Annotated in this window: 17 protein-coding genes; all 17 read left to right on the top strand. The window is 46.3% G+C overall.

Annotated features, from left to right (window positions below; all coding sequences use genetic code 11):
- Positions 1-54 precede the first annotated feature (54 nt).
- Positions 55-855, top strand: a complete 801-nt coding sequence (fliH, locus tag L3V35_RS10955) for a flagellar assembly protein FliH (protein WP_237299661.1) — start codon at positions 55-57, stop codon at positions 853-855.
- On the top strand, positions 855-2,174 hold the full coding sequence (fliI, locus tag L3V35_RS10950; RefSeq protein ID WP_010439337.1) for a flagellar protein export ATPase FliI: 1,320 nt from the start codon (positions 855-857) through the stop codon (positions 2,172-2,174). The genes fliH and fliI overlap by 1 nt, the downstream gene beginning before the upstream one ends.
- Before the next feature lie 19 nt (positions 2,175-2,193).
- On the top strand, positions 2,194-2,631 hold the full coding sequence (gene fliJ / locus L3V35_RS10945) for a flagellar export protein FliJ (RefSeq protein ID WP_017076818.1): 438 nt from the start codon (positions 2,194-2,196) through the stop codon (positions 2,629-2,631).
- A gap of 182 nt (positions 2,632-2,813) precedes the next feature.
- Entirely contained in the window at positions 2,814-4,943 is a 2,130-nt protein-coding gene (locus tag L3V35_RS10940; RefSeq protein WP_237299658.1) for a flagellar hook-length control protein FliK, read from the top strand.
- A gap of 109 nt (positions 4,944-5,052) precedes the next feature.
- Positions 5,053-5,541, top strand: a complete 489-nt coding sequence (fliL, locus tag L3V35_RS10935) for a flagellar basal body-associated protein FliL (RefSeq protein ID WP_237299657.1) — start codon at positions 5,053-5,055, stop codon at positions 5,539-5,541.
- 7 nt (positions 5,542-5,548) lie between these two features.
- Complete coding sequence (fliM, locus tag L3V35_RS10930) at positions 5,549-6,592, top strand: flagellar motor switch protein FliM (protein WP_004736207.1); 1,044 nt, start codon at positions 5,549-5,551, stop codon at positions 6,590-6,592.
- Positions 6,593-6,621: 29 nt separating this feature from the next.
- Entirely contained in the window at positions 6,622-7,032 is a 411-nt protein-coding gene (gene fliN, locus L3V35_RS10925; RefSeq protein WP_004736208.1) for a flagellar motor switch protein FliN, read from the top strand.
- Entirely contained in the window at positions 7,032-7,511 is a 480-nt protein-coding gene (fliO, locus tag L3V35_RS10920) for a flagellar biosynthetic protein FliO (RefSeq protein WP_114633109.1), read from the top strand. Before fliN ends, fliO begins: the two co-directional genes overlap by 1 nt.
- A complete protein-coding gene (gene fliP / locus L3V35_RS10915; protein WP_017073197.1) occupies positions 7,498-8,427 on the top strand; it encodes a flagellar type III secretion system pore protein FliP in 930 nt (309 codons plus the stop codon). The genes fliO and fliP overlap by 14 nt, the downstream gene beginning before the upstream one ends.
- Positions 8,428-8,438: 11 nt before the next feature.
- Complete coding sequence (gene fliQ, locus L3V35_RS10910; protein ID WP_004736211.1) at positions 8,439-8,708, top strand: flagellar biosynthesis protein FliQ; 270 nt, start codon at positions 8,439-8,441, stop codon at positions 8,706-8,708.
- Positions 8,709-8,714: 6 nt separating this feature from the next.
- Positions 8,715-9,497, top strand: coding sequence for a flagellar biosynthetic protein FliR (gene fliR, locus L3V35_RS10905; RefSeq protein WP_004736212.1), 783 nt, complete (start codon positions 8,715-8,717; stop codon positions 9,495-9,497).
- 9 nt (positions 9,498-9,506) lie between these two features.
- On the top strand, positions 9,507-10,637 hold the full coding sequence (flhB, locus tag L3V35_RS10900) for a flagellar biosynthesis protein FlhB (protein WP_004736213.1): 1,131 nt from the start codon (positions 9,507-9,509) through the stop codon (positions 10,635-10,637).
- A gap of 212 nt (positions 10,638-10,849) precedes the next feature.
- A complete protein-coding gene (flhA, locus tag L3V35_RS10895) occupies positions 10,850-12,949 on the top strand; it encodes a flagellar biosynthesis protein FlhA (RefSeq protein WP_102540310.1) in 2,100 nt (699 codons plus the stop codon).
- Between the two features lie 27 nt (positions 12,950-12,976).
- The gene (gene flhF / locus L3V35_RS10890; protein ID WP_237299655.1) at positions 12,977-14,578 is read left to right on the top strand and encodes a flagellar biosynthesis protein FlhF; all 1,602 of its coding nucleotides are present in this window, start codon (positions 12,977-12,979) and stop codon (positions 14,576-14,578) included.
- 13 nt (positions 14,579-14,591) lie between these two features.
- Positions 14,592-15,479, top strand: coding sequence for a MinD/ParA family protein (locus tag L3V35_RS10885; protein WP_004736216.1), 888 nt, complete (start codon positions 14,592-14,594; stop codon positions 15,477-15,479).
- Positions 15,472-16,206, top strand: a complete 735-nt coding sequence (locus L3V35_RS10880; protein WP_017076812.1) for an RNA polymerase sigma factor FliA — start codon at positions 15,472-15,474, stop codon at positions 16,204-16,206. Before L3V35_RS10885 ends, L3V35_RS10880 begins: the two co-directional genes overlap by 8 nt.
- Positions 16,207-16,248: 42 nt before the next feature.
- Positions 16,249-16,617, top strand: coding sequence for a chemotaxis response regulator CheY (cheY, locus tag L3V35_RS10875; RefSeq protein ID WP_016767062.1), 369 nt, complete (start codon positions 16,249-16,251; stop codon positions 16,615-16,617).
- Positions 16,618-16,639 lie beyond the last annotated feature (22 nt).

The following is a 16,639-nucleotide window of genomic DNA, read 5'->3' as shown; positions in this document are numbered from 1 at the left end:
GTTCAACGGCTTGAATTTACATGCAGCTGGACGCATTCATAGATAGGTACTGATATGTCAGGTGATAGAAAACGCGGCTTCCTTCGCCCTGAAGAAGATAATACGGTTGCCCAACCTCAAAAATGGGGGTTGCCTGACTACACCTCTGATGTGAATAAACAAGCCAAAGAAACGGCCTTTAATTACGATCCTAGTTGGATGCCGACGGTTGAAGAAGCCATTGAAGACGAAGAGCTTGTTCTGACTGAAGAGCAAATCGAACTGATTAAGCAAGGTGCTTATCAAGAAGGGCTTCATCAAGGGCAAGAAGCTGGCTTTAAACAGGGTTACGATAAAGGTAAAGAAGAAGGGTTTGTTGCAGGCCACGAAGAAGGCAACCAAGCCGGCAAGCTTGAAGGCGTGACTGCTGGTCAAGAGTACATTCAGCAGCAAGTTGCCATCTTTATGGGGCTAGCCAACCAGTTTGCTCAACCGTTAGAGCTGATGAACGCTCAGGTAGAGAAGCAATTGGTGGACATGGTACTGACCATGGTCAAAGAAGTGGTTCATGTTGAAGTGCAAACCAACCCACAAATCATATTAGATACCGTCAAAGAGTCGGTCGAGTCGTTGCCGATCTCAGGTCATGCGATCACATTGAAGCTTAATCCCGAAGACGTCGCGATTATTCGTTCTGCGTATGGCGAAACTGAATTGGATTGCCGCAATTGGACGTTAGTTGCAGAGCCTGCACTCAACCGTGGTGACGTACAAATCGAAGCGGGTGAGTCGAGCGTTAACTACCGCATGGAAGACCGTGTGAAAAACGTCATTCAAAACTTCTGTGGCGCAAACCGTCATCAGGGTCATGAGTAATGCTTGAATTAGCAAATCGTCTTAGCCAATACAAAGTCGAAGGGCTAAAATCGCGACCAATTGCCTCTGGTAAGTTAGTACGCGTTGTTGGCTTAACGCTTGAAGCGACCGGCTGTAAAGCACCCATCGGCAGCCTGTGTTTAGTAGAAACCATGTCTGGTCAGATGGAAGCCGAAGTCGTCGGCTTCTCTGGCGATAACTTATTTTTGATGCCGAGTGAACAAATCACTGGGATATTACCTGGCGCTCGTGTGACCCCCGTGACCACTGAAAGCGGTATCCCTGTTGGAATGGAATTGCTTGGCCGAGTGATCGACGGTGTGGGTAATCCACTTGATGGGCTAGGTCCCATCTATACCGAACAACGCGCTTCATTTAATGCTGAGCCAATCAACCCTTTAGCTCGAAAACCGATTTCTGAACCGCTCGATGTCGGCTTGAAGGCCATAAACGGCTTGCTGACGGTAGGTAAAGGTCAGCGTATTGGTCTGTTTGCTGGTTCCGGTGTCGGTAAGTCGGTCACGCTCGGGATGATGACTCGAGGCACAACCGCGCAAGTGGTGGTGGTGGGTCTAATCGGTGAGCGTGGACGAGAAGTTAAAGAATTTATTGAAGAGATTCTTGGCGAAGATGGACGCAAACGATCTGTGGTGGTCGCTGCTCCTGCGGATTCATCGCCGCTGATGCGATTGAAAGGTTGCCAAACTGCACTGGCTGTAGCTGAGTACTTCCGCGACCAAGGTTTAGATGTTCTTTTATTAATGGATTCATTGACCCGTTTTGCTCAGGCTCAGCGTGAAATTGCTCTGTCTGTGGGTGAGCCGCCAGCAACTAAAGGTTATCCGCCATCAGTATTCGCCAAGCTTCCTGCGCTGGTGGAACGTGCGGGTAACGGCAACGATGAACAAGGCTCTATCACGGCTTTCTTTACCGTTTTAACTGAAGGTGATGACTTACAAGACCCCATTGCCGATGCGTCACGAGCGATTCTTGATGGTCACATCGTTTTATCGCGTGAGATGGCTGATGCCGGACATTATCCTGCGATTGATGTCGAGAAATCCGTCAGTCGTGTTATGCCGCAAATCACCACCGAAGAACATGTATTGATGTCGAAAGCGGTGCGCCAAGTACTGTCTATCTGTCGTAAAAACCAAGATTTGGTATCGATTGGCGCTTACAAACCGGGGACTGATCCTGCCATTGATAGTGCCTTCACCTTGAAACCGAGGTTGGATGAGTACCTACAGCAAAAAATGAAAGAAACGGTTCCCTATGACATGTGTGTCAACATGTTGAAACATGTATTGGGTGGCTAACGAATGAATAAGGTTAGTCATGGATAACGCATTAGAATTTTTGCTCGACCAAGCCAAGGATCAAGAGAACCAAGCCGTACTCGCGCTCAACAAAGCGAATTCAGAGCTTCAAGGTTACTATGAGCAGGTCGCTCAGATTGAAAAGTACCGACTTGATTACTGTCAGCAACTTATTGACCGCGGAAAAGCAGGACTCACAGCGAGTCAGTATGGTCACTTGAACCGTTTTTTAACTCAACTAGATGAAACATTATCTAAACAGAGAGAAGCGGAGCACCATTTTAAAAACCAAGTCGACAACTGCCAAAACTACTGGATGGAGCTACGTAAAAAGCGTAAATCCTACGAGTGGTTGATGGAGAAAAAACAGAAAGAGAAGGCAAAGCTGCAAGATCAAAGAGAACAAAAGCAAATGGATGAGTTCTCGACGCTGATGTATGGCCGAAAGAAGATGTGATCCTAAGCCCTGAATGACGAAGGTGTTGCCGTTCAGATTGTGAGAACAGAACTAATAGGCATGTTTCTTGCTCCGTTTTATATAAAATTGCGCGTTATGCCCAGTAAAGGCATGAAAAGCACCCGACTTTCTTTTTGTTGTCCGATTTATGGCAGCAAAGCTAGTAGATAGAGCTTGTATATATGAATGTTAGCCTTTCCTCAAATTCAGCGACCAACAAAACGTCATCGTTGTTGGACACCGGTTCTGCCTCTTCAAAGGTAGAAGAGACCGGCGACTCTAAAGGTTTCTTAGAGTCTTTTAAAGAAGCGCTAGGCTTTGAAGAAAGTGACAGCAAAGCGGCAGTAAAAGACACTGATGACGCCTCAAAATCTAACGATAAACAGACCTCTTCGGAAGACGAAGTATCGGCTGAAAAGACTAAAGGTGATTCAACTGAGTCTAAGAACGCTGATGAGGCTAGCGAAGCTCAAACCAAGCAAGCTAAAGCAGCGAGGGATGTTGAAAATACGGCTACTAGCAACGCAGCTACTGAACATACGTCTGAACTAAATTCACCGTCGAGCGATAAAGCCTCGTCGAAACCGTCTGATGACGATACCTTGGCTGCGGCTCAGCCCAAAGGTGACCAGTCCCAGAAAGCTCTGGTTAATAGTGATTCTGATACACAATCCGCAGAGCTGAATGCTCAGGGGGCATCTCAAGCTAGTGCTGCGATGAGTGAAGGCAATAAATTGCTTGGTCAGTTGGACGAGGCAAACAAAACACTGAATCAACCTGACAACGGCAAAGGCTTGCCTCAGCAAGTGAAGGCTGATGAAGCTCAAGGCAAGATTGTAGGTGCGACTGCTGTGGGCGTTCTTGCGACCGACACCGTGGGTAAACCGGCACAACAAACCAATGCAACAAATCAAGAAAACGGTCTTGAGATCGATTCTGAAATTGCCGTGCTTACCGGAGGTAAGGGTGTATCACAGTTGACTGATGATGAAATTCGACAGTTGATGGATAAAGGCGTCACCCCAGAACAAATTGAAGCGAGTATGAGCCGAGAGTTGCGCCAAAAGAACGCGGCCAGTTCGGTTGCTGCCGATCAGAGTCAAGCACTCTCAGCAGCGGATATGGAACTTGCAAAACAGGTTGATGCCCATACCAAAGCGTTAAACCAATTGAATGGACAGATCGAATCAGAACAGTCTGTTGTCGATGGTCTGGTTCATAAGCAACAAAGTGGCGCTAAGTTGACCGTCGATGAGCAAGCTGCGCTGGCTCAAGCAACTTCTAACTTAGAAGTATTAAATCAACAGCTAACCAATGTTCAACAGCAAGCAACGGCTTTACTAAGCCAAGCTCCGAACGTGAACAGCACACCCGGTGAACCCGCCGCTATTGATTGGGACAACACTGATTCAAATGAAGCCAAAGCCTTAGCCGCGGTGGCATCAACAGCTGCAGTAGCGACGGCTGCACAACAAGTATCAGCGCAGGCCGCTTCTCAATCAACAAATAATGCTCTTACGGATAAGGCGGCAATGCTGCACGCCAATAATGCGCATGCGGCTCAACAGGCAGCAGTTCAGCAATTACAACAAGGGAATGCCGCTCCAATGCAGCAGCAAGCGGCTTTAGACCCAAGCTTAACGGCACAAAGCTTAGCGATGAATGCAACGCCAGCGGCCACAAAAGCAAGCTCGACTGACGCGCTTCTTAAAGCGGGCGCTGGTGCCGCTGCATTGTCTGGTTTGGGTAAAGCGGGTGCTAAAGAAGATTCTAAAGATTCGACCTTGGCCCAGCAGATCGCTTCTGCGGCTGGTGCACAAGGTACAGCAACGGTTGGTTCAGCACCTACACGAGCTGAAATTCAAGCTGCTCAACAAGCGCCTTTACAGCTCACCAAAGAGTTAGCCAATGAGCAGGTTGCGGAAAAAGTCCAAATGATGATGTCGAAGAACCTCAAGAACTTGGACATTCGTCTCGACCCACCAGAATTGGGTCAGATGAAAATACGAATGACCATGAATAATGATGTGGCGAACGTGCACTTTACGGTTAGTAATCAACAGGCAAGAGATGTGATTGAACAAACCTTACCTCGCTTGAGGGAGATGCTTGCTCAACAAGGCCTACAACTAGCCGATTCGTCAGTTCAGCAACAGAGCTCTGGTCAGGGACAGGATAGATACAACAATGGTGAGCAACAATCCGGCACTAACCGCACAAATGATGGCCAAGGTGATGAAAACCTTGATAGTGGCAGCAATCTTGAATTGAATGTCGCATCAAAGCGTGATGGAATTAGTTATTATGCATAATATCAGGCTAAGAACGCTTGATAGAAAGAATCATCAGTTAATAGAAAGTACTGTCAGTTAATAGAAAGAACCGTCAGTTAATCGAAAGAACAGGAAGTTAGAGTAAAGTATGGCAGAAGAACAAGATGCACCTAAAGGGAAGAGCAAGCTCCTTATCATCATTATAGCGGTAGTCGTTTTGCTGCTTGGCATAGGTGGTGCGCTGTTCTTTTTCTTAGGCTCCGATGATAGTGCCTCTGAATCTCAGTCTCAGCCAGCCACCGCAGTGGTCGCAGCAGAGCCTGTCATGTATGTTAATATTCCTCAGCCTTTCTTGTTCAACGTGGCGGGGGATAAAAAAGATCGCCTAGTTCAGATAAAAGCACAGCTGATGGTACGTGGCAGTAAGAATGAAGACCTCGCACGCTACCACTCTCCACTCGTAGAAAGTACGCTACTGGCCACGTTCGCTTCGGCAACGGTCGATCAATTACGCTCACCCACTGGGCGAATTGAACTGCGTGACAAGGCAACTGAAGATATTAAAGCAAGTCTGGCTCAAGCTGTTGGCCAGCCTGTGATTGAAAAAGTGTTATTCACTGACTTCGTAATTCAATAGGTAATTTGTGACCGATTTATTAAGCCAAGACGAAATTGATGCGCTATTACATGGCGTTGATGATGTTGAAGAAGTTGAAGATGTCTTAGAAACCGAGAATGACAGTGCGGTCAATTTCGACTTCTCATCTCAAGATCGAATCGTCCGTGGTCGAATGCCGACCCTTGAACTTATTAACGAGCGCTTCGCACGTCATATGCGGATCAGTTTGTTCAATATGTTACGTAAAACGGCTGAAGTGTCGATCAATGGCGTACAAATGATGAAGTTTGGTGAGTACCAAAACACATTGTATGTACCCACCAGTTTAAACATGGTTCGTTTCCGCCCGTTGAAGGGCACGGCGCTGATCACTATGGAAGCACGCCTTGTATTTATTCTTGTAGAAAACTTTTTCGGTGGTGACGGCCGTTTCCACGCCAAGATTGAAGGCCGTGAATTCACGCCAACAGAAAGACGAATTATTCAGTTATTGCTGAAAATTGTTTTTGAAGATTACAAAGAAGCTTGGTCTCCAGTGATGGGGGTTGAGTTTGAATATTTGGATTCTGAAGTGAACCCAAGCATGGCGAACATTGTGAGCCCAACCGAAGTGATTGTTGTGAGTTCATTCCACATTGAAGTGGATGGCGGTGGTGGTGATTTCCACGTCGTGATGCCTTATTCCATGGTTGAGCCGATTCGTGAATTGCTTGATGCCGGTGTTCAATCAGACAAAATGGAAACCGACGTTCGTTGGAGCACCGCACTGCGTGATGAAATCATGGATGTGCCAGTCAATTTTCGCGTGAACTTGTTAGAGCAAGATATTTCCCTACGTGATTTGATGGAGCTGCGCCCAGGGGATGTCATTCCCATGAACATGCCTGAACACGCGACGATGTTTGTCGAAGAGCTGCCGACTTATCGTGTGAAAATGGGGCGTTCTGGTGAGAAGCTCGCGGTACAGATTTCGGAAAAAATTCAAAGACCGCATGTGGTCAAAACTGATCTCGCTTTTCTAGGCAAAGACCTAATGTCTGAGCTCGAAAACAGCGATGATGACGAATAGCAAAATAGATAAAAGTATAGGAATTGGTAATGGAACCTAGTGAAGATCAAAAGCTAGCAGACGAATGGGCTGCAGCACTTGGTGAAGACCCTTTAGCACCGTCAATTGATGTTGATGATGTGCTTGCGGCACCACTTGATGAACTAACCGATTCATCGTCTCCGATTTCTGAAGATGAGCGTCGTAAACTGGATACCATCATGGATATCCCAGTGACTATCTCGATGGAAGTTGGCCGTTCTCAGATCAGTATCCGTAACTTACTTCAATTGAACCAAGGTTCGGTTGTAGAGCTCGATAGAATTGCTGGTGAGTCACTAGACGTGATGGTTAACGGTACTCTGATTGCGCACGGGGAAGTGGTTGTGGTGAACGACAAATTTGGTATTCGTTTGACTGACGTAATTAGCCAAACAGAACGAATTAAGAAGCTACGTTAATGCGCTTTTCGCCAAAAAGATTGGTGGGCTCGTCTCACGGGATAGCTGGTTTGTTTAGCGGAGTGACCGGCTTGTTTCGTGAAATCACACGCTTGTCCCGTGGAACATTGGGAATAGGGCTGTTGTCTACGCCTTCTATTGCCTTTGCTGCGCCTCCTTCTCTAGATTTAGCGACCACTTTTGGGTCGCTAATTTTCGTTATCGCCTTCATCTTATTTATTGCTTGGTTACTCAAGCGAATGCAAGTGCCAGCGATGTCGAATCAACAAGGCCTAGCCATTGTTAGACAAATTCCTGTTGGAACTAAAGAACGCATTGCGATTGTTCAAGCGGGTGATGAACAGTTCTTAGTCGGCATTACTACGCAATCCATTCAGCTGATCTCTAAGCTCGATAAACCTCTTACTCAGGAGATGCTGGAAAAAAGTACGTTTTCAAGTCAGCTTTCCCAGCTAATAAAAAAAGATGCAAATAAGTAACGGATTTTCGAATTCATCTTACTTTTACCAAATCGGATCATTCCGAACGGTAAAAGTGCTGTTAGTTCAGCTCATTCTTCTCTGCTCTATCGTATTCAGTGGGTCGGTATTTGCGCAGGCCGAAGACGGCACAGTTATCCCTGCGAATACGGCTGGCTCTGAGTCGGTAACCATCAGCTCGATGGAAAAAGATCAAGCTACATCGCAAACCATGACCACAGGCAGCTTAACGGGAAATGGTGGTGGTATTCCTGCCTTTACCATGACGACTAATGCTAACGGTGGTGAAGACTACTCGATCAATTTACAGATATTGGCTCTAATGACCATGCTTGGCTTCTTGCCGGCAATGGTAATTTTGATGACGTCGTTCACCCGTATTGTGGTGGTGATGTCTATTTTGCGTCAGGCAATGGGTCTCCAACAAACGCCTTCAAACCAAGTGATTATTGGGATCGCGATATTTTTGACCTTTTTCATCATGTCACCAGTGATCAATCAAGTGAATGAGCAAGCGGTTCAGCCTTATCTCAATGAACAAATATCGGCACGACAGGCGTTCGACGTTGCCCAAGGCCCGATCAAGTCTTTCATGCTCAAACAAACCCGAATCAAAGATCTAGAAACCTTTGTTGAGATCTCGGGTGCGGAAGTAACTAACCCTGAAGATGTTTCCATGGCGGTTCTGATTCCAGCGTTTATCACATCGGAGTTGAAAACGGCTTTCCAAATTGGCTTCATGCTGTTCTTACCTTTCTTAATCATCGACTTGGTGGTCGCCTCGGTATTAATGGCTATGGGTATGATGATGTTGTCACCGATGATTGTATCGTTACCATTTAAGTTGATGCTGTTCGTTCTTGTTGATGGTTGGAACTTGATACTCTCCACTCTCGCCGGCAGTTTTGCCTTGTAGCTGGGGGAATAATGAATCCTGAAATATTCGTAGAGTTGTTCCGAGATGCACTTTGGATGGTACTGATAATGGTATGTGCCATTATTATTCCTAGCCTATTGATTGGTTTAGTCGTAGCGGTTTTCCAAGCTGCGACGTCTATCAACGAACAAACATTGAGTTTCCTACCGCGTTTGATCGTGACGTTATTGGCGTTGATGATGTTTGCTCACTGGATGACTCAGATGATGATGGAGTTTTTTTTCGAACTCATCGAACGCTTGCCGCAAGTTCTGTATTAAACCAATATGGAATACCCAACGAGCCTTGTACTAGAGTGGTTAGCCAATTATTTTTGGCCATACACTCGCATCTCAGCCATGCTGATGGTGATGACGGTAACAGGGGCACGCTTTGTGTCGCCGCGTATCCGTCTGTATTTAGGTTTGGCGATCACCTTTGCTGTGATGCCCGCAATCCCAGCAGTTCCTAAAGAGATTGAGCTGCTGTCCTTCCAAGGATTCTTGACGGTATTTGAACAAATCGTGATTGGTGTCGCCATGGGGTTTGTTACTCAGTTTTTGATTCAAACTTTTGTTATGCTCGGTCAGATTTTAGGTATGCAATCGAGTTTGGGTTTTGCCTCTATGGTCGATCCTGCGAACGGTCAAAATACGCCAGTACTTGGCCAACTGTTCATGCTGTTGGCGACCATGTTTTTCTTGGCGACCGATGGCCACTTGAAAATGCTGCAATTGGTGGTGTTCAGTTTTAAAACCTTGCCGATTGGCAGTGGCTCTTTAACCGCCGTCGATTTCAGAGAGCTGGCATTGTGGCTTGGAATCATGTTCAAAACAGCATTAGCGATGTCGTTATCGGGTATTATTGCGCTGCTGACGATTAACCTTTCATTTGGTGTAATGACACGTGCTGCACCTCAGCTAAACATATTTTCTTTGGGTTTTGCATTTGCGCTACTCGTGGGTCTGTTACTTTGTTGGTACATCCTTGGCGGATTGTTTAGCCACTATGAGCTATTTTGGATACAAGGCGAGCAACAGATATGTCGTCTAATCCGGTTAGATTGCTAGGAGACTGAAATGGCAGAGTCAGACGGCCAAGAGCGCACAGAAGACGCCACGCCCAAACGCTTGCAACAGGCCAAAGAGAAAGGGCAGGTTGCAAGGTCAAAAGAGCTGGCGTCAGCATCGGTATTGATAGTCGGTGCGATTTCTTTAATGTGGTTTGGCGAATCGATGGCGAAGGCTTTGTTCGAGGCCATGCAACGCCTGTTTTCACTCAGTCGTGACGAGATTTTTGATACTAACAAACTACTGGAAATAGCGGGTGGCGCACTAGTAAACTTGTTGTTTCCACTGTTCTTGATTCTAATCACTTTGTTCGTTGCTGCTGTGATTGGCGCTGCGGGTGTTGGTGGGGTCAATTTCTCAATGCAAGCCGCTATGCCAAAGGCATCTAAGCTCAATCCTTTGAGTGGTATCAAGCGTATGTTTGGCTTACAAAGCTGGGTTGAACTGCTGAAATCTATCTTGAAAGTGGCTTTGGTATCGGGCATGGCCATTTACCTGATTCAAGCTTCTCAACATGACTTGATGCAGTTGAGTATGGATGTGTACCCACAGAATATATTCCATGCCTTAGATATTTTGCTTAACTTCATCCTGTTGATCAGTTGTTCTCTACTCATCGTGGTCGCCATTGATATCCCATTCCAGATTTGGCAACACGCCGATCAGCTGAAGATGACCAAGCAAGAAGTCAAAGACGAATTCAAAGACACGGAAGGTAAGCCCGAAGTAAAAGGGCGTATTCGTATGCTGCAACGAGAAGCCGCTCAACGACGAATGATGGCTGACGTTCCTCAAGCGGATGTGATTGTGACCAACCCGGAACACTTTTCAGTGGCGCTGCGCTATAAGCAGAATCAAGATAAGGCACCAATTGTGGTTGCTAAAGGTGTCGATCACATGGCGATGAAGATCCGTGAAATCGCACGAGAAAATGACATCTATATTATTCCAGCACCGCCATTGGCCAGGGCGCTTTATCACACCACAGAGCTAGAACAACAAATTCCTGACGGTCTGTTTGCGGCAGTTGCACAAGTACTTGCATATGTTTTCCAGCTTAAGCAATACCGAAAAAAAGGTGGAGAGAGGCCAAAACTGCAAGATTCTAATATGCCGATCCCACCTGATTTACGACATTAGATCAATTGCTTGAGCTCAGCTTGATGAACCCTGATAATAGCAACTTAGCTACCCCTCTTGTTTCCGAGGTGATGGCGATAATTTGACGTGAGATGTTGGTACAGTGTTTGCTATATCAATTCCGAACATATTAGCCCATAGCAACATAGCTTAGACCTAGGCCTCAATCTGCTTAGTGAGATAGCTACAACATAGCGAAACTGCCTAGATTTATGAAATTCACCCTGCCTTTTGCGGACAAGCTACCTAAAATTCCTAACCGTGCCATGCCTGCGATTGGCGCGCCTGTTATGGTGCTTGCAACGCTAGCTATGGTGGTGCTGCCCATTCCAGCTTTCTTGTTGGATATGTTCTTCACCTTCAACATTGCACTGTCTATGGTTGTGCTATTGGTTTCGGTTTATACCCGTCGGCCTTTAGACTTCGCTGCATTCCCGACCGTACTCCTGATTGCGACTCTGCTCCGCTTGGCCTTGAACGTTGCTTCGACACGTGTGGTATTGCTCCATGGCCATGAGGGTGGTGACGCTGCCGGTAACGTTATCGAAGCCTTTGGTAACGTGGTTATCGGTGGTAACTATGCGGTTGGTTTGGTGGTGTTCTTGATCCTGATGATCATCAACTTCATGGTTGTCACCAAAGGTGCGGGTCGTATCTCGGAAGTAAGTGCACGTTTTACCCTTGATGCTTTACCGGGTAAGCAGATGGCAATCGATGCCGACTTAAATGCAGGTTTGATCGACCAAGATCAGGCTCGTACTCGACGTTTTGAAGTGACCAAAGAAGCCGATTTCTACGGTTCAATGGACGGTGCATCTAAGTTTGTTAAAGGTGATGCGATCGCTGGTATCTTGATCTTGTTCATCAACATTATTGGTGGCTTGAGTATTGGTATGGTTCAGTTTGACCTTGGTTTTGGTGAAGCAATCGAAATCTATACACTACTGACTATCGGTGATGGTCTGGTTGCTCAAATTCCATCGCTATTACTTTCTATTGCTGCAGCGATGATGGTTACGCGTCAAAACACCGATGAAGACATGGGCGAGCAGCTTGTCTTCCAAATGTTCGATAATCCTAAAGCCCTTATGATCACTGCTGCAATCCTTGGCATCATGGGTATTGTGCCGGGTATGCCGCATTTCTCGTTCTTGAGCCTTGCTGTCGTTGCAGGTGCAGGTGCCTATTACATTGATAAAAAGAACAAGAAAAAAGCCGAACAACCCAACCTTCCAGCTACGGTTGAAGCGAGTGGGGAGACGGGTTCTCAGAAAGAACTTTCGTGGGATGATGTTCAGCCTGTTGATATTATTGGCTTAGAAGTTGGCTACCGCTTGATTCCTCTAGTTGACAGAGACCAAGGTGGCGAACTGCTTGAACGCGTTAAAGGGGTGCGTAAGAAGCTGTCTCAAGATTTTGGTTTCTTGATCCCAGCAGTACACATCCGCGATAACCTAGAATTGACGCCAAACAGTTACCGACTCACCTTAATGGGGGTTGCGGTTGGTGAGGCTGAGATTAAGCCGGATATGGAATTAGCCATTAACCCAGGTCAAGTGTATGGAATGATCGATGGTGAGCCGACGATTGACCCTGCCTTTGGTCTAGAAGCGGTGTGGATTCGTGAAGAGCAGCGTGAACATGCGCAAGCCTTAGGTTACACGGTTGTTGATTCATCAACCGTGTTGGCCACTCACCTCAGTCAACAGCTAACGAATAACGCATCACAACTGATTGGTCACGAAGAAGTTCAGAACTTACTTGAGATGCTTAGCCGCTCAACGCCTAAGCTGGTGGAAGGCTTTGTACCGGACCAATTACAGCTTGGCGTCGTTGTGAAAGTGCTACAGAACCTATTGAATGAAGCCATTCCAATTCGTGATATTCGAACAATAGTCCAAACTTTGTCGGAGTACTCAAGTAAGAGTCAAGAACCTGACATACTTACGGCGGCTGTTCGTATCTCTTTGAAACGACTAATTGTTCAAGAAATCAATGGTATAGAGCCAGAGTTGCCCGTAATAACCTTGATTCCAGAGCTGGAACAAATCTTGCATCAAACCATGCAGGCATCCGGCGGAGAATCTGCTGGTATTGAACCTGGTTTAGCCGAACGTTTACAGACCTCACTCAGCCATGCCACACAAGAGCAAGAGCTGAAAGGTGAGCCAGCAGTGCTACTGACCTCTGGTGTATTGCGTTCAACTCTGGCTAAGTTCGTGAAGAACACGATCCCAAGCTTGAGAGTGTTATCTTACCAAGAGATACCGGACGAAAAGCAGATACGTATAGTACAAGCTGTTGGTAATTAAGCCGCCTAATTAGAACGGACGATCGAATTGAAAATTAAACGATTTTTTGCAAAAGATATGCGAACCGCACTGCTCCAAGTTAAAGAAGAACTTGGCTCAGAAGCGGTGATCATGTCTAACAAAAAGGTCGCAGGTGGCGTGGAAATTGTTGCCGCTATTGATGGCGAATCTAGCCCGTCGACAGCGAGCCAGAGATTAAATAAACCTCAGCAGCCTGCGCAAAGCCAATATACGCAAATGGCCGCACCCGCAGCACCGGCAGGGCGTCGTCAATTAGACGATGACAAGGTTAGCCTACAGACAAGTGCTGAAGGTGGACGCTCAATGACTAAACGCTTTGCGAATATGCTAAAGCAATACAGTCATGGCGCCGATGATGAGCCACAGCACCGCGCTGAAAACGAAGACTCGTTGTCAGCATTGCTAAATCGCCAATCCAGCACGGGTCATAAGCCACATAGTAATCAGCAGCCGCATAGTAATCGTCAGTCTCTCGGCAACCAGCCGTCTCTTGGCAGTCAACAATCTTCCGGTAATCAGCAGTCTTCCGGTAACCAACAAACTCACGGGAGCCTCGATTCAGCATTTGCTCGTGAAACCGGCTTATCTAAATTGATTGCCGAAGACCGCAGAGTAGAGCGTCCAGCACCTCGTTTGGATCCTACCCGTTATGATCGTGGTCGTGAGAACCCTCAATCGAAAGGTTCAGATGCAGAAATGGAGACGATGCGTGAAGAGATGACCTCAATTCGTCGTTTGTTAGAGCATCAAGTATCAGGGCTAATGTGGCAAGAAGTTGAGCGTCGTGAACCGCTTAGAGCAATGCTTATCAAACGCCTTGAACGTATGGGTGTATCTGCCGAACTTGCCGATCAAATGGCTTGCTACATCCCTGAAGATACCAAGCCTGCACGTGCATGGAAGGCCTTGTTAGCACTGGTTGCTGACCAGATCTCAGTAACGCAAAAAGATATTTTAAAACGCGGTGGTATTGTGGCCTTATTGGGCCCGACTGGCGTAGGTAAAACAACGACGGTTGCTAAGCTAGCAGCACGCGCAGCCATGGAATATGGCGCCGACAACGTCGCACTAGTGACAACGGATACATATCGTATAGGTGCACATGAGCAGTTATCGATTTATGGTCGAATTATGGGTTGTCCTGTAAGAGTTGCTAAAGATTCTAGTGAATTGGCCGATGTAATATATCAGTTACGTAATCGTCGCCTGATTCTGGTCGATACTGCAGGCATGGGACAACGAGATGTTCGCCTATCTGAGCAGTTAGACACATTGATGCAAGAGAGTGGTTCCGTTATCAATAGTTACCTTGTGTTGCCTGCAACCGCACAGCGCAAAGTACTACAAGAAACCATTGAACACTTTAGAAGAATCCCGTTGTCGGGATGTATCCTGACTAAGCTGGATGAATCCCTTAGCTTGGGTGAGTTCATCAGTGTGGTAATACAAAATGCATTACCAGTTGCTTACATAGCAAATGGTCAACGAGTTCCTGAAGATATCGTCATAGCTCAGCCAAAGTATATGATTGCTAAGGCCAATGAGTTATTAGAAAAATCTACAGAGAATGAACCTCATTACTGGAATAGCGATTCTGAAGGGCTCTAGGCGGCGGATAAATATGAATGAGAATATGATACACGATCAAGCTAGCGGCCTCCGTCGCTTAACCAAGCCTTCACTCACAAAAGTTATCGCTGTAACCGGTGGTAAGGGAGGCGTCGGTAAATCGAATGTGACGTTAGGTATGGCTATTTGTATGGCTCGCCAAGGCAAGAAAGTCATGGTACTGGATGCCGACTTAGGGCTGGCTAACGTAGACATCATGCTGGGCATTCGTTCTAAACGAAACCTGGGTCATGTGTTGGCTGGCGAATGTGAACTTAAGGATGCGATTGTCGAAGGGCCGCACGGAATTAGAATTATTCCAGCGACATCTGGCACACAAAGCATGACTGAACTTTCACACGCTCAACACGCTGGGTTGATTCGTGCATTTGGTTCGCTTGAAGATGAGATGGATATCTTGTTGGTTGATACCGCTGCGGGTATTTCAGACATGGTAATTAGCTTCTCAAGAGCGGCGCAAGACGTGGTTGTTGTGGTTTGTGATGAGCCTACCTCAATCACAGATGCATATGCACTGATCAAGCTTTTGAGCCGAGAGCACCAAGTTCAGCGATTCAAAATTGTTGCAAATATGGTCAGAAGCTACCGCGAAGGCCGAGAATTATTTGCAAAGTTGACTTTGGTCACAGAGCGCTTCTTGAATGTGAGCCTCGAACTCGTAGCATGTATTCCTTTAGATGATAAAGTACGTCAATCAGTCAAGAGACAGAAAATCGTAGTAGATGCGTACCCTCGCTCTCCAGCTGCATTGGCAATCAGCTCTTTGGCTAATAAAGCATTGACCTGGCCAATACCAAAAACGCCAAGTGGACACTTGGAGTTCTTTGTTGAAAGGCTGCTGAATCGTACTGAATTTATAGAGGAACCATTTGGTGAATAAAGCGCTTACTTACGATCAACATGCTAATCACAATAGCCAACAGGCTTTTTTTGAGAAGTATTCTGTGTTGGTTAAACGTATCGCTCATCACTTGTTGGGGCGATTACCGCCTAATGTCTTGGTTGATGACTTAATTCAAGCTGGCATGATTGGCTTGATTGAAGCGCAACAAAACTATGATGGTACCAAAGGCGCAAGCTTTGAGACGTATGCAGGTATTCGGATTCGCGGAGCTATGTTGGATGACATTCGCCGTGGTGACTGGGTGCCGAGATCGGTTCATAAAAACAATCGAGAAATCAGCAGTGCAATCGCGGAATTAGAGGGTACCCTCAACCGCGACCCAAGTGATGCCGAAGTGGCAAAGCACATGGGGCTGAGTTTAGACCAGTACCACAACGCTTTAACTGATATTAATTGCTCAAGACTGGTCGGGATCGAAGATTTAGGCGTCTCAGATGATGTAATATCTCCGAATGAAGACTCTCAAGATAATACGCCCTTTCAAGGGGTTGCTGATGAGTCATTCCGTCAAGCTTTGATCGATTCGATAAAACAACTTCCGGAAAGGGAAGGCCTCGTGCTTTCGCTTTATTACGACGAAGAACTCAATTTAAAAGAGATTGGGGAAGTGCTAGGTGTCAGCGAATCTCGTGTCAGCCAAATACTGAGCCAATCTATGCAGCGTTTACGCACTAAGTTAAGTGCTTGGACACAGAACGACTAACAACACTGATTCTATTCAGTGGAGGCTAATTTGAACAAAAACATGAAAATTCTCATTGTTGATGATTTTTCAACGATGCGCCGAATTGTTAAAAACCTACTTCGCGATTTAGGTTTCAACAACACTCAAGAAGCAGACGATGGCTTAACCGCGTTACCTATGCTGAAAAAAGGCGAATTTGATTTCGTGGTAACTGACTGGAACATGCCAGGCATGCAAGGTATTGACCTGCTTAAACACATTCGCGCAGATGCAGAACTTAAGCACCTTCCAGTGCTTATGATCACTGCGGAAGCGAAGCGTGAGCAGATCATCGAAGCAGCGCAAGCGGGTGTTAATGGTTACATTGTGAAGCCTTTCACTGCTGCAACGCTGAAAGAGAAACTTGATAAGATTTTTGATCGCTTATAAGCATCAATAAGTTTTAGGCACT

Origin of the sequence: Vibrio sp. L5-1 (genome assembly GCF_021728315.1) — a bacterium.
GTDB lineage: Bacteria > Pseudomonadota > Gammaproteobacteria > Enterobacterales > Vibrionaceae > Vibrio > Vibrio splendidus_K.
The sequence above is the reverse complement of the archived record's forward strand: the minus strand, read 5'-3'. Positions and strand labels throughout refer to the sequence as shown.